We start from the raw sequence: 17,960 nt of genomic DNA, 5'->3' as shown, positions 1-17,960 counted from the left end.
CTGACATTTCAGCGATTCACGCACGTTTGTGCGCGGTGTTTCGTCGTTTTCATAAGCAAATTGGCCAGGAGCAGTAGGCCCCTGGCCCCATCTCGAAACAAGCGCCATCATTTATGGCAAGGACGTACTTTAATGGACCGCCAACTTTTGAAAATGGCCCTGATACTGGGGCTCATGAGCACGATTGGCCCTTTCGCCATCGATATGTATCTGCCCGCACTGCCGACTATTGCCGATGATTTCGGTGCTCCGGTCGCAGCGGCGCAGCTCACACTGACCACTTATTTCATCGCCTTTGGTGTCGCCCAGCTGTTTTATGGTCCTGCGGCCGACATGTTCGGGCGCAAGCCGCCGATCTATTTTGGCCTGGGGCTGTTTGCCGTGGCTTCCATCAGCTGTGCCTTTGCGCCCAATATCGAAACCCTGACCACGTTCCGTTTCTTTCAAGGGCTCGGTGCCGCCGGTGTGATGTCGATCCCCCGCGCCATCATCCGCGACCTTTACACCGGCGCCAAGGCCACACGGCTGATGTCGACGGTCATGCTGGTGATCTCGGTCTCTCCAATGCTCGCGCCGCTGGTGGGCAGCATTATCATCGTGCCATTTGGTTGGCGTGCCGTATTCCTCGCCGTTACCGGGGCGGCCGGTATTGCGCTGCTGCTCAACGCCTTCGCGCTGCCGGAAACCCTGGCCAGGGCGAACCGTGTGCCTTTCCGTTTCGGAACCATGCTGTCGAGCTTCGCAACGCTTCTGCGTGATCCGACCTATCTCGGCCTTACATTTATCGGCGGCCTTGGCATGGCGGCATTCTTCACCTTCCTTGGCAGTGCATCTTTCGTCTACATGGAGTTTTACGGGCTGTCCCCCACCATGTTCTCGGTCGCTTTCGCAGCCAATGCAGCAGGTTTCTTCATCGCCTCCCAGTTCGCCTCGAATACCATGGTCCGTTTTGGACCGTCGCGACTGATCCGGGGCGCAACCTTCTTCTATGCAGCAACAACTGTCGGTCTTCTGCTTCTGTTTCTCGCCGGGCTTGGCAGCATCTGGCTGATGATTGCCATGTTGATCTTTGCCAACCTGTTCATGGGGTTTGTCATTCCATCGGTGATGGTGCTTTCACTCGACGATCACGGCCCGATTGCCGGGGCCGCGGCGGCGCTTGGCGGCACACTGCAAATGCTGCTGGGTGCAGGAGCCATGGTGCTTGGCGGCGTCCTGTTCGATGGAACGCCCGTTCCAATGCTGGCCATCATCGCAGCCTGCGGCACCACGGCCTTTGTCCTCGCTCTGGGTACGGTGCGCTCACGCACACCGCAAACCGTCGAATAGACATACTCTATATCAAAAGGAAGGGGCGCCACACGGGCGCCCCGAACCTTACTCGAAACGTACCAGCAGATCCTTGGCGTCGATCTGGTCACCCGGCTTCACGGTAACCTCGGCCACAACCCCATCGACTTCTGCATGGATCGCGGTTTCCATCTTCATCGCCTCGATCGAGAGCAGCACATCGCCTGCGACAACCTCCTGGCCCGTCTTGACCGCAAGGGTCGAGATCACGCCCGGCATTGGCGCACCGATCTGTTTCGCATTACCGGCTTCCGCCTTTGCCCGCGCAACAATATCGCCCGCCTTCGCCCGGTCGGGCACCGCCACTGCACGCGGCTGGCCGTTGAGTTCGAAGAAAACCCGAACCATACCCTTTTCATTGGTCTCGGCCCGGCCCTGCAGCTGAATGACCAGTGTCACGCCCTTGCGTAGATCAACCAGCAACTCGCTGCCCGGTTCAAGGCCATAGAAATAGACCGGTGTCGGCAGAACCGAGGTCGGTCCGTAGGTATCCTGCGCCCGCATGAACTCGGTGAAGACCTTGGGATACATCAGATATGACGCCAGCTGGAAATCGTCGATCTCCATATCCAGCTCTTCGGCAATCGTTTTGCGCTCCGCTTCCAGATCAACCGGTTCCAGATAAGAACCAGGCCGCTCGGCAAGCGGCTTCTTGCCCTTCAAAACCTTTTTCTGCAGCTCTTTCGGAAAGCCGCCCGGCGGCTGGCCGAGATCACCGGCAAAGAACCCCACAACGGAATCCGGGAAGGCCACATCGCGGTTCGGGTCTTCCACATCGGCGCGGGTCAACCCCGAGGAGACCATGGCGAGCGCCATATCGCCCACCACCTTGGACGACGGGGTCACCTTGACGATATCGCCGAACATCTGGTTGACGTCGGCATAGGTCTGCGCCACTTCATGCCAGCGGCTTTCAAGCCCCAGCGAGCGCGCCTGTTCCTTGAGATTGGTAAACTGCCCGCCCGGCATTTCATGCAGATAGACTTCCGAGGCGCCCGAGCGCAGATCGCTTTCAAAGGCGCGGTACTGGTTACGTACCGCCTCCCAATAGAACGAGATCTGCCGGATCGCTTTGGGATCAAAACCCGGATCGCGCTCGGTCCCGGCAAGCCCGGCATTGATCGAGCCGAAACAGGGCTGACTGGTCGTGCCCGACAGCGCGTCCATCGCTGCATCGACCGCATCCACACCCGCTTCCACCGCCGCGAGAACTGTGGCCGCGGCAGCGCCCGAAGTGTCATGGGTATGGAAATGGATCGGCAGGGAGATTTCCTGCTTCAGCGTCTCGATCAGCTTTTTTGCCGCCTGCGGCTTCATCAGCCCGGCCATGTCCTTGAGCCCGAGCACATGCGCACCCGCAGCTTCCAGTTCCTTGGCAAGGCTCACATAATATTTGAGATCATATTTGGCCCGGTCCGGATCAAGCATATCGCCGGTATAGCAAACGACACCCTCACAGACCTTGTTGGCCTCGATCACCGCATCCATGGAGACGCGCATGTTCTCCACCCAGTTAAGGCAATCGAACACACGGAAAATATCGACACCGCCGGCCGCCGCCTGTTTGACGAAGAACTGCACGACATTATCGGCATAATTGGTATAGCCGACGCCATTCGAGCCGCGCAAAAGCATTTGGGTGAGAATGTTCGGCGCACCTTCACGCACCTTTGCAAGGCGGTCCCAGGGATCCTCGTTGAGGAAACGCATCGCCACATCAAACGTCGCCCCACCCCAGCATTCCAGCGAGAACAGGTTCGGCAACCCGCGCGAATAGGCCTGGGCAATCCTGGTGATGTCGTCGGAACGCATGCGCGTCGCCAGCAATGACTGATGCGCATCCCGCATCGTCGTGTCGGTCATAAGCACCTGGGTCTGGTTCTTCATCCAGCGCGCCAGCCCTTTGGGGCCATCACGATCCAGCACCTGCCGGCTGCCCTCGGCAAGCACCAGTTCGGGAAAATCGGGGACAACCGGTGCCGCAGCGTCTGCCGGCGGCTTTGGCCGGTCACGAACTTCCGGATGCCCATTGACTGTGACATCCGCGATATAGGTCAACAGCTTGGTCGCCCGGTCCCGCTTGCGTTTGAAATCAAACAGCTCAGGCGTATTGTCGATAAACCGCGTTGTATAGGTGTTATCGCGAAATTTCGGATGGTCGATGATGTTTTCGAGAAACGCGAGATTGGTGGCAACCCCGCGAATACGGAATTCGCGCAAGGCCCGGTCCATACGCGCAATCGCCTCTTGCGGCGTCGGCGCCCAACAGGTCACCTTTTCCAGAAGCGGATCGTAGTAACGGGTGATCACCGCACCCGAATAGGCCGTACCGCCATCCAGCCGCACACCAAAGCCGGTTGCCCCGCGATAGGCAGTGATCCGGCCATAATCCGGTATAAAGTTCTCTTCCGGGTCTTCTGTCGTCACCCGGCATTGCAGCGCATGGCCATTGAGCTTGATGTTTTCCTGGCTGGGCACACCCGATTCCGGCGTCCCGATCACCGCGCCATCAAGCGCATGAATCTGCGCCTTGACGATATCGATACCGGTCACCTCTTCGGTCACCGTGTGCTCCACCTGAATGCGCGGGTTAACCTCGATGAAATAGAACTTGTCGGTATCCGCATCCATCAGGAATTCGACGGTACCGGCCCCCAGATAATTTGCGGCCTTGCCGAGACGCAACGCTGCATCCGTCAATTCCTTACGGACCGCATCAGAGAGATAGGGTGCGGGTGCCCGTTCCACGACTTTTTGATTGCGGCGCTGTACCGAACAATCACGTTCAAACAGATGCACCAGATTGCCATGATCATCGCCCAGCAACTGCACTTCCACATGCCGCGCCCGCTCGATCAGCTTTTCAAGATACATCTCGTCCTTGCCAAACGCGGCCTTGGCTTCGCGCTTGCCCTCAGACACCTCGGTCTTGAGATCCTTTTCCGAAAGGATCCGGCGCATGCCGCGTCCACCGCCGCCCCAGCTTGCTTTCAGCATCAGCGGATAGCCGATTTCGGCAGCCATCCGGGCCACCTCGTCCAGATCATCCGGCAGTGGCTCAGTTGCGGGCACAACCGGCACATTGGCCGAAACCGCCATATTGCGCGCAGCAACCTTATTGCCCAGATCGCGCATCGTCTGTGCCCGTGGACCGATAAATATAATCCCCGCATCCTCGCAGGCATCCACAAATTCCGGGCTTTCCGACAACAGCCCATAACCGGGATGGATCGCATCAGCGCCCGAGATACGCGCGATGCGGATATATTCCTCGATCTGCAAATACGCCTCGACCGGCCCTTTTCCCTTGCCGATCAGATAGGCTTCGTCCGCCTTGAACCGGTGCAGGGCCAGCTTGTCTTCCTCGGCAAAAACCGCGACGGTTTTCAAGCCCAGCTCATTGGCGGCGCGAAACACCCGGATAGCGATTTCACTGCGGTTGGCGACGAGAATTTTTTTAATGGTCATGCAAGCACCCGTAGAAAGAGAACAGGAGGGCTGGTCAGCCCTGGACGGGAAGAGGTGGAGGCAAGCCTCCAGGCAGCACGGCGCCTTTAGCCGAGATGGCCTGCCAGATGGGACATGTCATAGCCAGCATTGCCCGCAGCAGAGATAATCTCGTTTGCATCCATCCGCCCGGCCTGGCTGAGCGCCCAAAGCGTGGTCGAACGTGTCCCGGTCCGGCAAAAGCAAAGCACCGGACCACTGCTGCCTTCAAGTGCTGCTCGGGTCTGTTCAACCATCTCCGGGCTGACGCCTTCACGCCCCATCGGGATAAAGTGATAATCGAGGCCGGCAGCACGTGCCGCAGCTTCCATCGTCGCAGCAGACGGCTGATCGGGTGCCTCGCCATCAGGTCGGTTATTGATGATCGTGGTGAAACCCGCGGCCTTGTATTGTGTCATTTCATCCGGGCTGAGCTGGCCCGCAACACTTACATGATCATTGATCCGCTTGAGTTCCAAATTACATCTCCCGTTGAACTGGCCGCTTGAAGCTTGCGCTCCTTATAAGCAATAGCCAGCCCTGCGTGCAACTGTCACATGCACCGCGGAATCATGCAGCCGAAACCATATCCTCGCGCGCCGTCTTGTCGGCGAGGATCCGCCGCAAGGGTTGAGGGCGTCCCAACAGGAAACCTTGAAGGGCAATCGATCCGGCTCCCCGCAGGATCGCAAGCTGCTCCTCGGTCTCAACACCCTCGGCCACCACTTCCATGCCTGCCGTGCGCGCAATACGGCAGATGGCACTGACCATCATCGCATCCAGCCGGTTCACGGTGATCCCCTCCACATAGGAGCGATCAATCTTGAGCACATCGAATGAGAACTGCTTGATATAGCCAAGGCTGGCATTCCCCGCCCCGAAATCATCAATGGCTATTTTGACGTTGAGGGCGCGCAAGGCGTCCAGATTGGCTTTTTCCACGCCATTGGCAGCCAGAGGCACGGTTTCGGTAATCTCTACCGTCAACCGCGCGCCATCGATATCCGCAGTGGCCAGAATGGCGGCAAACCGCTCGGCAAAATCCGAACGACGCAATTGCGCGGCGGATACATTGACCGCGATCGAGGGCGCATCGAGGGCCGCCATATCCCGGCAGGCGCGGCGCAATACCCATTCGCCAAGCTTGTCGATCAGATCACTTTTCTCTGCAATATGAATAAAATCGCCCGGCGAAATCGTACCGCGCACGGGATGCTCCCAGCGCACCAGCGATTCATAGGAACGCAAAGTCACCCCGTCGCTTTCAAATATCGGCTGGTAATAGAGATCAAGCTCGTTCATGAGAATCGCCGCCCGCAATTCGCGCTCGATATAGCGCTGATGCCGCTCATCCCGATGCATGTTCTCCTCGAACAGCACAACTGTGTTACGTCCCTGCTTTTTGCCTTCGTAAAGCGCCAGATCCGCCTTGGAAATTAATTCGTCCACCGAGGTGGCATCTGCAGGCGCCAGTGCGATGCCCATGGTGGCGCCCAGTCGCACATGCCGCGCCGCAATGGTTACCGGGGTCTCGAGTTCCAGGAGAATTTGTTCACAAACCCGCCGGATGGCCTTGCGGCTGTCGCAACCGATAATCGCAATACCGAATTCGTCGCCGCCCAGACGACCGATGATGGCATCGGGAAGTGCTTTGCGCACCCGCGCCACCAGATGCGCCAGCGCAGCATCACCGGCCGCATGACCGCTGCCATCATTGAGTTGTTTGAGATGATCCATATCGAGTTGAATATAGCCCACCGCATGCCGCGACCCGTGATGCACCAGCCCCTTCAACTCTTCGAGAAAATAGGACCGCGTCAACGCCCCCGTCAGTGAATCCTGATGGGCAGACGCCAAAAGGACATTATTGGCCGCTGCCGCCGACTGCACGGAACGCTTGAGCAGAAAATAGCCATAGCGAAGCAGCATGAGCGACAAGAAGCCCAGCAGAACCGTGCCACCGAAGATCATCAACCGTAAATCGGGCAGATCTGCCACGTGAGTATTGCCCATCGCAGCCAGCCCGATTGCAGCGGTGGTCAATATCCCCACACCGATGGCCACATTGCGATAAAGTCCGAGATGCCCGGAGGAAGTCGTGTCACTACGCATTTTACGCCCTGGAATTCTGACTTGCTGATATCGGGCACACGCCAACGCACGCCCGATCCAACGAGGAGACATTGACCGCATTCTCGTTAAAGAGAACTGAATCTCTGTCTAAAAAGACAATAAATTTCAGGGTGTTACAGATTGCCGCCCGGAACAGGATTGTCCAGATTCAGCACAACCGGCGACAATTACCGGTCTATAATGACAGTGACATGACACTTCCGTGACAGCCGCCCGGATGCGGCAATTCCAGCCGGGCGACTATTCAATATGATGAACGCAGAGTTAAATCTAGACCGACGTGGTTTCCATGGTCGGCTGGTGTTTCGCCAGCGCCTTGATGATGCCCTTGGCAGTCACATAGCCGATCTGCTCACCCTCATCATCGACAACCCCGACCCAGTCATGCTCTGCAAATAGGGGAAGCACGTCTTCACAACGGGACGAATAGGGCACCGCAATTTCGCATTTCTCGACATTGGCATCGGTGGCCATGATCGATTTGACGTGAATGGCGCGCGCCTTGTTCACATCAGCCACGAATTCCTCGATATGGGCATTTGCCGGACGCAGCACGATATCTTCGGGCCGCCCTTCCTGCACCAGTTCGCCATCCTTGAGCACGGCAATCCGGTCCCCAATCTTGAGAGCCTCGTCAAAGTCATGGGTAATGAACAGGATGGTCTTGTTGAGTTCTTTTTGCAAAACCATCAACTCGTCCTGCATGCCCGAACGGATCAGGGGATCGAGCGCGGAGAAGGCTTCGTCCATCAAAAGGATTTCCGTGTCCATCGCCAGCGCACGCGCCAGACCAACGCGCTGCTGCTGACCGCCGGACAATTGGTGCGGCTGGGATTCTTCATACCCGGCCAGCCCGACCGTTTCGATCCATTTCTTGGCCGCTTCCAGACGCTCTTCCTTGCCCACGCCCCGCACCTCGAGGCCATAGGCCACATTGTCGATGACCGACCTGTGCGGCAATAGACCGAATTTCTGGAACACCATCGCGATCTGCGTGCGGCGGAAATCCCGCAACTCGTCGAGGTTCATCCCCAGAACATCAACCCCGTTGATCTCGATCTCACCCGATGTGGGGTCGATCAGCCGGTTGACGTGGCGGATCAGTGTGGACTTGCCGGAGCCGCTCAGCCCCATGACCACATAAATCTGCCCGCGCCCCACCGTAATCGAGACGTCATTGATGCCAACAACCTGTCCGGTCTCGGCCTGCACCTCGGTTTTGGACTTGCCTTGCTTCAGCAATTCCAGAGCCGTGTCGGGATCATCACCGAAAATCTTGGTGATGTTGCGAATATCAATTGCCGGAATATCGCTCATTATTGCTTCTCCGCAAGACCGATCCGCGCCTGCAACCGTTTGCCGAAGGCTTGGGTTACGCGGTCAAAAATAATGGCGAGAGCCACAATGCCCAGACCCGCGAACAGGCCTCGGCTGACTTCAAGCCGTCCAATGCCCTGCAGCACCTGATACCCAAGGCCGCCAGCACCAATCATCGAGGCAATCACCACCATGGCCAACGCCATCATTGTGGTTTGGTTCACACCGGCCAGAATCGTTGGCATGGCAAGCGGAATTTGCACACCGAACAATCGTTGCCGCGGCGAGGTACCGAAGGCGCGCGTGGCTTCCATCACATCCGGATCAACCATCCGGATACCCAGATCGGTCAGCCGCACCAGCGGCGGCGCGGCGTAAACGATCGTCGCGATCAATGCCGGCACCTTGCCAGGTCCGAAAATCATCACCACCGGAATGAGGTAAACAAAGCTCGGCAGTGTCTGCATCAGATCAAGCACCGGCACCATGAATTTGCGGAACCGCGCCGAACGCGCCATGAAAATACCGGTAGGAATGGAAACGATAATGGCGGTAATCGTCGCCGCAATCATCAATGCCATGGTGCGGATCGAATCCTCCCACAACTCCATGAACCCCATGAAGAGCAAGCCGGCGGCCACCATCAATGGCAAAGCCGCGCTGCGCGTCGCCAAAAAGGCCAGACCGGTAAAGATCACCACCATGTACCACCACGGAATGGCCAGCAGCACTTTCTCGATATTGATCAGCAGCAGCAGTAGCGGATACGCAGCGGCCTCAAACCCGGTACCCCAATATCTGACGACCCATTCCAGGCCGTCATCCACCCAGAATCTTAATGGGCGTGTATCAATGATTTCCGGAAAAAAATCGCCCGAAACGGGATTGAACAATGCAACGACAATCGTCAGCAACGCCATGCCTATCCAGGCTGACAATACAACGGCACCGGAAAAACTCTGTCGCGCCGTTATATAAATCAACCCGACAAAGGCGAGTGCAATCAATAACCACAAAGCGATCTGAACTGGCTCCATCACGGGGCTCCTCAAGATTCTTGTTTATTCTGGCCCGTCAGCAAAACGCGAATACCGCACCGCATGCCGCGAATGGTAGCCAGGAACGTTGGCGCGGACGTGGGGAAGCATACTCATTGTTCCACGACAGCCAAACAAAATTGGCCGGACGACAAGGCCGCCCGGCCAGAAACGCAACTCAGATCAGGCCGCTCAGAGGGCTGCCTTGACCTTTTCGGCAACATCGGCGGGAACCCATGTCGTCCAGGTAGCTTCCTCGGTCTTCAGGAAGTTGACAGCCGTTTCGTCGGCATCAGCCTTGTTGTCATCGGCCCATGCCAGCAAACCGTTGATCTTGTCAGTGCCCATGGCAACCTTGGAGAAGTAATCAGCAACCGCAGGTGCCTCATCCTTCAGCCATGCCGCAGCACCAACGATAACTTCGGAAGAAGGCCACGCTGTCTTTTGCGCAGGTTCCTTGCATTCCGGATCGGTGTTGCACTTGTAAGCCGCCATATCCACTTCCGGCATTTCCAGCTGGTAGGTGTCATACTTGCCAAGAATGGCAGTCGGCCCCCAATAATAGAACAGGATAGGCTCTTCACGTGTGAAGGCACGGGCAATCGAGGCGTCCAGATTGCCGCCCGAACCTGGCGAAAACAGGTTCCAGGTATCTTCCATGTCATAGGCTTCAAACAGCGCCGCATTGGCGAGTTCACAAGCCCAGCCCGGAGGGCAGGCATAAAGACGGCCCTGATCGGGCTGCTCGGGATCTGAGAACAGTTCAGGATGATCAACCACGTCCTGTGCTGTTACCAGCTCCGGATGTGCATCCTTGAAATATTGCGGGATGAACCATGCTTCAACAGCACCACCATCAATCGCATCGCCAAGGCTGAGTACCTTGCCCTCTGCAACGCCCTTTTCCCAGGGCTCCTGAATGGCACTGGTCCACAGTTCCGGCGCAACAGCCGGTGTGCCCTTGGACAACATGGTTGCCGAAGTCGGCACCGTATCGCCTGCAACGATCTCGACATTACAGCCAAAACCGTCTTCCAAAATCTTTGCGTGGATATGCGCCAGCGCCGCAGCCGAGGCCCAGGTCATCTCGGCAATATCAATCTTCCGGTCAGTACCGCATTCGGCGGCCTGTGCAGCCATGGGCAGCGCGACCGTAAGGCCAGCAGCCAGCCCAAACGCAGCGGCAAGGCTTCCAAATTTGAAAGTCATACAATTTCTCCATAATCCATTGGAACTAGCGCTTTTTTAAAGAGATAGTATCCAATAGTCAAATTTGAGACCTTGCATCACACCCACCCAGAATTCGCAAATAAGGGCAATAAAACTAAAGAACAACAAGTATTATTCGGGTCAAATGAATTTATGATATCGATCTTCATTTCGAAAAACAGTCAAAATATATTTTAACTTGCAGCGAAACAAAACCAGCGCGCGACGGAACTACATTTTATTTCATCCATTTGATTTTCAAAGCAACACGACGGCCGCGGGGTGCAATGCACCCCGCCCATATCGTCCCACCCGGCAGCTCAAAGCGCCGCTTTCACAGCCGCAGCGACGTCTGCAGGAACCCAGGCCTCCCAGATTTCCGGCTCGGTCAGAAGGAAATTCCGCGCCGTGTCGCGCGCATCGGCCTTGTTCTCGTCGCCCCAGAGCAGCATCCGCCCCACATCGGCATTGGTCAGTGACACCTTGCCAAGATAGTCGGCCACTATCGGTGCCTCTTCAGGCAACCACGCTGCCACAGCCTTGACCGCATCGGGAACTACAAAGTCGGTTTTTTGCGGATCGGCACAATCCGGGTCGCCAATACAGTCGAATTTGGCCTGATCGAAAGGCGCCATATCAAGCCGGGTCATATCAAAGCGACCCATCATCGCCGTCGGCCCCCAATAATAAAAAACCACAGGCTCTTCACGGGTAAAGGCCCGTGCTATGCTGGCATCCAGCGCGCCGCCCGAACCCGGCGAGAACAGGTTGAACGTTTCATCCAGCCCATAGGCCTTGAAGAAATTGGCGTTCATCACCTCGCAGGACCAACCCGGCGGACATGACAGGAAGCGACCCTTGGAGGGATCATTCGGATCAGCAAACAGGTCGGCATAATCGGGCAGGTCTTCAACACTTTTCAGCCCCGGATTTGCCGTCGCCAGATAAGTGGGGATATACCAGCCCTGAATAAGCCCCTCGGCGATCGCCGGCCCGAGATCAACTATTCTGCCCTCGGCCAGTCCCTTGTCCCAGGCCTCCCGGCTGGCATTGGGCCAGAATTCAGGCGCCAGCGCGGGCACACCCTTGGCATTCATCGTGGCCAGCGTCGGCACCGTGTCGCCGGTCACCAGTTCGACCGAACACCCGAACCCCTTTTGCAGAATGATCGCATGCACATGCGCTAGAGCGGCGGCGGAGGGCCAGCCCATTTCCGCAATCTGGATGGTTTTGTCAGTGCCGCATTCGGCGGCCTGAACACCATGGGTGACACCGGAAAACGCCGCGGCAAAAGCCGCCGCAGCAATATATTGCTTGATTGACAATTTCATGTCGCGTTCCTGTCCTGACTTTTGCCGTATCCGGCAGCATGAGCGCCTGCCGGCCCATGGTCAAATCACGTCCGGGCGACAGGAAGTGTCAGTAACAAGTCCCCAGCGGGTCAATTGTTCCCAATCCAGGAACGCCAGACATCCTCACGCGTCGAAATAAAATGCGCGGCGGTGACGGCGGGTGTTTCCCCTTGCTCGTTCTGCCAGGCCAGAAGCGCATTCATCTCCCCAACCGGCATCTGCGCCCGCTGGAAATAACCCGCCACTTGAGGCGCGCTGGCAAACACCCAGTCGGCAAGCGCAATCACCACCGGTTCGGGCACAAAAGCGGATGGGCTGGGTTCGGCGCAAACACGTTTGGCCAGACAGGCCGCAGCAACAGCATCATAGGCACCCAGATCAAGCTGGCGGAACGCCAGCTGCGCCAGAACCGCATTGGGTTGCCAATAGTAAAAGATGACCGCCTCACGCCGCGACACGGCCTCGCCTATCAAAGTATCGAGCTCAAACCGGTTGGCCGGCTCGACAATCTCAAACTGATCGGCCAACCCCAAAGCCGTCAGCAGGTTGCGATTGATGACGGCGCAGGCCCAGTCCGGTGGGCAGGAAATGAACTTTGCCTTGCCCGTAGCCCCAGTACGGAAAACCTGCCAGTAATCCTTGAGACTGGCAGCGCTCGTCAGCCCTGGATGATTGTCAGCAACAAAATCGGGAATAAACCAGCCCTCCAATGCTGTCGCATCGAAAGTCGGCCCGGCCTGGCGCACGCTCTGGCTCTCGATCGCCGAGTTCCAGACATCGGCAACGCGGTTGATCCATAATTCAGGCGCGACGGCGGGTTGACCGGTCGTCGCCATGGAAGAACTGGTCGCCGCCAGATCCCCCGGCACCACCTCGGCCACACAACCATATTCCCGGCGCAGGATTTGCGCATGGATTTCCGCCAGCACGGCGCTGGAGGGCCATTGCATGCCGGCAATCACAATCGGCTCGGTTCCGCAGGGCGGCGGCAATGCGGAAAACCCGTTCCCCTCCTGCGCCCAGACAGGACCACCTGCCATCAACAAAACCAGCCCGGTCAGAAAGCCGACAATATACTCACGCATGAACCTGTCCTTGTGCTGGCGGCAAACTGCCAAAATCCACGGCATTAAGCAACAAAACGCTGCAATTCATAAAGCCGCTAAATGCAGATGACTCCGGCTGGCAAAATGTGCAAAGCTTACCATCAGCGGCACATCCAATCGTGTGCCCATAAGATGTTGTTCTGGCTGGAAGAAGGGCAATCAGGCCCTCACAGCGGGACAACGCCGATTAATTCAGAGGGAAACATGCAGATTTTGAAGAAAACCCTTGCTCTGGCCGTTGCCGCCACAGCGCTTACCGCCGCCGTACCGGCCTTCGCCGACGACGTGAAGCTCGGTATTCTCGGCGACCTGACCGGCCCGATTGAAAGCCTTGCCCCGCCGATCGTGGCCGGTGCCCAGCTGGCTTTTGATCACGTCAATGCCCAGGGTGGCGTTCTTGATGGTGCCCAGATCGTCTCCGTGGTTGGCGACAGTGCCTGTGATCCGTCGGTCGCCGGCCCCGCTGCCGACAAGCTGGTCAACACCGATCAGGTAACTGCCATGGTCGGTGCCTTCTGCACCGGTGCCACCATTGGTGCGGCAACAGCTGCTGGCATTCCGGGCAATGTTGTCCAGATTTCGCCATCCGCCAGTGCCCCGGCCCTGACCACGCTCGACGACAATGATCTTGTTTACCGCACGACCCCGTCCGACGCCTTCCAGGGCGTGAAGATGGCTGAACTGCTGCTCTCCAAGGGCATCAAGGACGTCGCGCTCACCTATGTGAACAACGACTATGGCAAGGGCCTGGCCGATGTTTTTGAAGAAACCTTCGAGGCCGGCGGCGGCACTGTCAGCGCCAACGCAGCCCATGAAGACGGCAAGGCCGACTACCGGGCTGAACTTGGCCAGCTCGCTGGCGGTGGCGCAGAAAACCTCGTCATCCTTGCCTATGCCTCGGGTTCGGGCCAGACCATCCTGCGTCAGGCTGTCGAAACCGGCAATTTCATCACCTATATCGGTGGTGACGGCATGGTCGGCGACGACCTGCTGACCGGCATCGATGCCGCATCGGTTGAAGGCTTCATCGCCACCCGCGCCGGTGCCTATGCCGGTGAATCTGCCGATCTTTACAAGAAACTGGCTGAGGAAGCCGGTCAGGACCCGAACGCAACCTATGCGCCTCAGGCCTATGACGCTGCCTTCCTTTTGGCTCTTGCCGTTGAAAAGAACGGTTCGGCTGACCGCGAAGGTCTCTCCGCCGCCCTGCGCGAAGTCGCCTCGGCTCCCGGTGAAAAAATCCTGCCGGGCGAATGGGAAAAAGCCAAGGCCCTGATCGCTGAAGGCAAGGACATCGATTATGATGGTGCCGGCGGCCCGGTCGACTTTGACGAAGCCGGCGACGTTGACGGTGTCATCGTTGAGCTGGCCGTTGAAGGCGGTCAGTTCGTCGAAAAGGGCGCGATCGAATAATCGCAGCCACTTTAAACTGAATAGTGAAGCCCGGGAGAAGTCCCGGGCTTTTTTGTTCCCGCCCTTCGCCCCCATCCTCGGCTTCTTCCTCATTATCGACGTCATCCTCGTCCTCGCCCAAACCCCTTTTTGCCCGGACTTGATCCGGGCATCCATGCGGTGTGGCCAGTACCGTATGGACCCTCGGGTCAAGCCCGAGGGAGAAGGAAGAGAGAGGGGCCATTTGTTGTCCTATCTCCGATCGTCATACTCGGGCTTGACCCGAGTACCCATGCGGTGGTGCAGCGACCACGGGTGGGCGTTCCGTCCTTTTGTATTTGCTGATGGTTGGTCATGGGCCCTCGGGTCAGGCCCGAGGGTGACGATGTGGGGGTGGTGAGAGATTTTTTTGGGCACCCCTTAAATTCCACCCACCCCAAAGCCCCCGTCCGGTCCGAAAACCCACGGTGTCAATCAACTGGCGGCATGAGACGGTGCATGGCCCGTCTGAGTAATAAACAAATGAGACATACACCGTCTCATGCAACCGGGATTTTTGGCGTGGCCTGTGCTCTTAACTGCGCTGGGGCCCATCCCCGCCGGGTTTCCCCGGTACACCTGCCTTCGGGGGCAGGCTGGTCGCGGCACAGTTTTGGCCTTCCCTGAGGCGACCCCCAAGGAACCCGGTCCCCCTTCACCCCGGACGTTCGTCGCGCCGGCGCCGGTGGTGTGAAAAGGTGGAACAAGGATAAACGGGGTTTGGGGGGCGTCGATAAGTTTTTTTGGGATTGTGGGGTTTTACTCGGTCCTAATCGACCCTGTCGGGGTCCCCGGATCGTCATAAAACCTCCCATCGTCATACTCGGGCTTGACCCGAGTACCCATGCGATGGTGCAGCGACCACGGGTGGGCATGGGGGACACACGGTGTTGCGTGAACCGCCCTTTTGCACCTGCTGGTGGCTGGTCATGGGCCCTCGGGTCAGGCCCGAGGGTGACGATCTGGGGGAGGAGGGAGCGGGAATGACAAAAAGTGTCGCGTCAGTCCGCCGTCAGTCCCAGCATTTCATCCTGTTTCTGGCGCAGGGCGTAAAGTCTTGTGCTTTGGTCGGGGGCGGCGTTGGCGGTGGTGATCAGTTCGCCTTTTTTGACCGGGGCCAAAACCTTGCCACCTTCCAAAAGCCCCACCGGCAGCGCCAGTTGCGCCCGGGCATCGGTGACCGTCATCGCATAGGAGCGATAGCAGGTCTCCCCGATCGCATCGAAAATCTCACCGGGTTTGAGATCTCGTTTGGCCACGGCACAAACCTCGGCCACGGGATTGGCCAGCGGCACCATGTCGGCCTTGCCGTAAAGCATGATCCGCGCCGCGCTGAGTGGCACCTCGAGACTGGTCAAATGATAAGGCCGGAAAAACCCGTAATAGGGGCCCTTACCCACATGCAGATCGTCCATGCGTTCAATAATGCGCTTGTGCTCCGCCTTGACGATGACGAACACGCCGGGGGCCACGCCCTTGCCGATGGTATAATCGACAACGCCAATCTTGTTGAGCACCCCGCCATCTTCCTTCGGAATCAGGACCGAGGCCAGCTCCTCGCGGCTGGCCTTTGGCCCGTGCATGCCGGGCACATCGGGGACCAGCCCTGTGGCATTGGCAATGGCGCACATTTCAACCGCGGTTTTTGACCCGTCGACAAACTCGACCAGCATGCGCGGGTTCATGTTGCGCCTTATCGCTTCATCCCGATAGTCGTCGGGCACCGCGTCGTGGTTCAAGGGATTGTTCTTGCCCTTGCCGGCCGAGACAATCGTATAGCCGAGCGCCGAGGCAAATTCGATCAGCTCCATGCACGAGGACGGCTCGTCACCCGCCCCCACCGTATAGATGACCCCGAGTTCATCGGCGCGTTTCTTCAAATAGGGCCCGATGGTGACATCGGCCTCCACATTCATCATCACCACATGCTTGCCGTGCTCCATCGCCATGAGCACATAATCGGCGGCAACGCCGGGTTTGCCGGTGGCATCAATCACCACATCGATTTCCGGCGCGGTGACCAACAGTTCAGGATTATCGGTGATCGCCGTCTTGCCCATATCGAGAGCTGCCGACATCTGGCTGCGGGTCGAAACCTCGCGCCCATGACTGTCATCACCATAGGCAATGGTCATCGCCGCCATGGCCGTATGCGGCCGGCGGGTCGCAATGGCCGCAAGCTCCAGCCCCGGCATCAGCATGCACTGGGTGACCAGATCGGTGCCCATCTCTCCCGAACCGATCACCCCGATACGGATAGACTTGCCGGTTTCGGCGCGGGTGGCGAGATCGCGGGCAAGCCCGGTGAGATGGACATTGGTCATGAAACAAGCAGCGTTGGTTGAAACTGCCTGTCCCTAGCACTCCCCACGAGCAATGGAAACGGGAACGCGCAATATTGCGCTATCAACCGCAAACTGGCACGAAGGAGGCAAGGGAAAGAGGAGCCTTGCATGTCACAAACCGTTCTGAGCACGCGCACCGGCAATACCGGTTTCATTACACTGAACCGGCCCGCCGCCATCAACGCCCTCGACATGGACATGATCACGGCCATTGCCAGCGCTTTTGACGATTTCAGCGCTGACGACACAATTGCGGCAATTATATTCGAGGGCATGGGCACACGCGGCTTTTGTGCCGGCGGCGATGTGCGCGCCGTGCGCCAGGCAGCCCTTGAGGACGAACTTGCCGCCGCAGACCGGTTCTTTGCAGCGGAATATGCGCTCAACGGAGCCATCGCTGCCGCCCGGAAGCCGGTTGTGGCCCTCACCGACGGCGTGGTGATGGGGGGCGGCATCGGCCTTGCCGGTCATGCCCGTTTTCGCATTGCAACCGACCAGTCCCGGTTTGCCATGCCGGAAAGCGCCATCGGCTTTTTCTGTGATGTGGGCGTCAACGCCATTCTGGCCAGGGCGCCGCTGCACCGGGCCCTGGCCTTTTTGATGTCCGGCACGATTGTGCCCGCAGCAGACGCCCTGGGTCTGGGGTTGACTGATTGCGTAATCCCGCAAGGGGCCATGGCTGAGGTTCGCGACATGCTGGTCACCGCCATTGCAGAGGGCGATGTGGCCACCTCGATCACCAATGTCATGCAGGCCCATGGTATCCATGCCGGCACGGCCGGCTTTATTGCCAATGCCGACGCCCATGAAACCATCTTTAAGCAAGCGGATGCCGCCGCCATTCTGCAAGGTCTGGCCGAAAGCGATGACAGTGCCGCCGCCGCTTTTCTGGCGGTGTTGACGTCACGCTGCCCCACCAGTCTTGAGGTGATTGTGCGCGGCCAGATCGCTGCCCGCAAAGGCACAATCACCGACGTGCTGGCCAATGACCTCGCCCTCGCCCGCTGGATGGTGCGCCGTCCCGACTTCGCAGAAGGGGTGCGGGCGGTTCTCGTCGACAAGGACAAAAATGCGCAATGGCAACCGGCAACAATCGCTGAAGTCGACGGGGCGGCCATTGACGCTGTACTTGGTCAATCCCTGTGAATATGGCATTTGCATGTGCAAGTTGCGGTGGGCATTAGCAATTCGTAA

12 protein-coding genes are annotated in these 17,960 nt (G+C 58.2%); 3 read left to right on the top strand and 9 right to left on the bottom strand.

Annotated features, from left to right (window positions below; all coding sequences use genetic code 11):
- The first annotated feature begins 132 nt into the window (after positions 1-132).
- On the top strand, positions 133-1,329 hold the full coding sequence (locus L1P08_RS12355) for a multidrug effflux MFS transporter (RefSeq protein ID WP_303617313.1): 1,197 nt from the start codon (positions 133-135) through the stop codon (positions 1,327-1,329).
- 48 nt (positions 1,330-1,377) lie between these two features.
- Here the strand turns inward: L1P08_RS12355 and pyc are convergent, their stop codons facing one another.
- The 8 genes from pyc to L1P08_RS12315 all read right to left on the bottom strand — a co-directional run bounded on the left by pyc (position 1,378) and on the right by L1P08_RS12315 (position 12,969).
- Positions 1,378-4,818: a pyruvate carboxylase gene (gene pyc / locus L1P08_RS12350; RefSeq protein ID WP_303617312.1), complete on the bottom strand. Its 3,441-nt coding sequence runs from the start codon at positions 4,816-4,818 to the stop codon at positions 1,378-1,380.
- 86 nt (positions 4,819-4,904) lie between these two features.
- Positions 4,905-5,315: a protein tyrosine phosphatase family protein gene (locus tag L1P08_RS12345; RefSeq protein ID WP_303617311.1), complete on the bottom strand. Its 411-nt coding sequence runs from the start codon at positions 5,313-5,315 to the stop codon at positions 4,905-4,907.
- 91 nt (positions 5,316-5,406) lie between these two features.
- Positions 5,407-6,948 (bottom strand): putative bifunctional diguanylate cyclase/phosphodiesterase, encoded by a 1,542-nt coding sequence (locus tag L1P08_RS12340; RefSeq protein WP_303617310.1) that lies wholly within the window; start codon positions 6,946-6,948, stop codon positions 5,407-5,409.
- A gap of 291 nt (positions 6,949-7,239) precedes the next feature.
- On the bottom strand, positions 7,240-8,286 hold the full coding sequence (locus tag L1P08_RS12335; RefSeq protein WP_303617309.1) for a quaternary amine ABC transporter ATP-binding protein: 1,047 nt from the start codon (positions 8,284-8,286) through the stop codon (positions 7,240-7,242).
- Positions 8,286-9,206, bottom strand: a complete 921-nt coding sequence (locus L1P08_RS12330) for an ABC transporter permease (RefSeq protein ID WP_438268467.1) — start codon at positions 9,204-9,206, stop codon at positions 8,286-8,288. The genes L1P08_RS12335 and L1P08_RS12330 overlap by 1 nt, the downstream gene beginning before the upstream one ends.
- Positions 9,207-9,515: 309 nt before the next feature.
- A complete protein-coding gene (locus L1P08_RS12325; protein WP_303617307.1) occupies positions 9,516-10,532 on the bottom strand; it encodes a glycine betaine ABC transporter substrate-binding protein in 1,017 nt (338 codons plus the stop codon).
- Between the two features lie 320 nt (positions 10,533-10,852).
- A complete protein-coding gene (locus L1P08_RS12320; RefSeq protein WP_303617306.1) occupies positions 10,853-11,863 on the bottom strand; it encodes an ABC transporter substrate-binding protein in 1,011 nt (336 codons plus the stop codon).
- A 110-nt stretch (positions 11,864-11,973) separates the two neighbouring features.
- The gene (locus L1P08_RS12315) at positions 11,974-12,969 is read right to left on the bottom strand and encodes a glycine betaine ABC transporter substrate-binding protein (protein ID WP_303617305.1); all 996 of its coding nucleotides are present in this window, start codon (positions 12,967-12,969) and stop codon (positions 11,974-11,976) included.
- 225 nt (positions 12,970-13,194) lie between these two features.
- On the opposite strand from L1P08_RS12315, the gene L1P08_RS12310 reads away from it, so the two are divergent.
- Positions 13,195-14,403, top strand: coding sequence for an ABC transporter substrate-binding protein (locus L1P08_RS12310; RefSeq protein WP_303617304.1), 1,209 nt, complete (start codon positions 13,195-13,197; stop codon positions 14,401-14,403).
- Positions 14,404-15,422: 1,019 nt separating this feature from the next.
- Here the strand turns inward: L1P08_RS12310 and L1P08_RS12305 are convergent.
- Positions 15,423-16,745 (bottom strand): NAD(P)H-dependent oxidoreductase, encoded by a 1,323-nt coding sequence (locus L1P08_RS12305; RefSeq protein WP_303617303.1) that lies wholly within the window; start codon positions 16,743-16,745, stop codon positions 15,423-15,425.
- 129 nt (positions 16,746-16,874) lie between these two features.
- Between L1P08_RS12305 and L1P08_RS12300 the strand changes: the two genes are divergently transcribed.
- Entirely contained in the window at positions 16,875-17,912 is a 1,038-nt protein-coding gene (locus tag L1P08_RS12300; protein ID WP_303617302.1) for a 3-hydroxyisobutyryl-CoA hydrolase, read from the top strand.
- Positions 17,913-17,960 lie beyond the last annotated feature (48 nt).

It is taken from the genome of Mariluticola halotolerans, assembly GCF_021611515.1.
GTDB lineage: Bacteria > Pseudomonadota > Alphaproteobacteria > Rhizobiales > Devosiaceae > Mariluticola > Mariluticola halotolerans.
The sequence above is the reverse complement of the archived record's forward strand: the minus strand, read 5'-3'. Positions and strand labels throughout refer to the sequence as shown.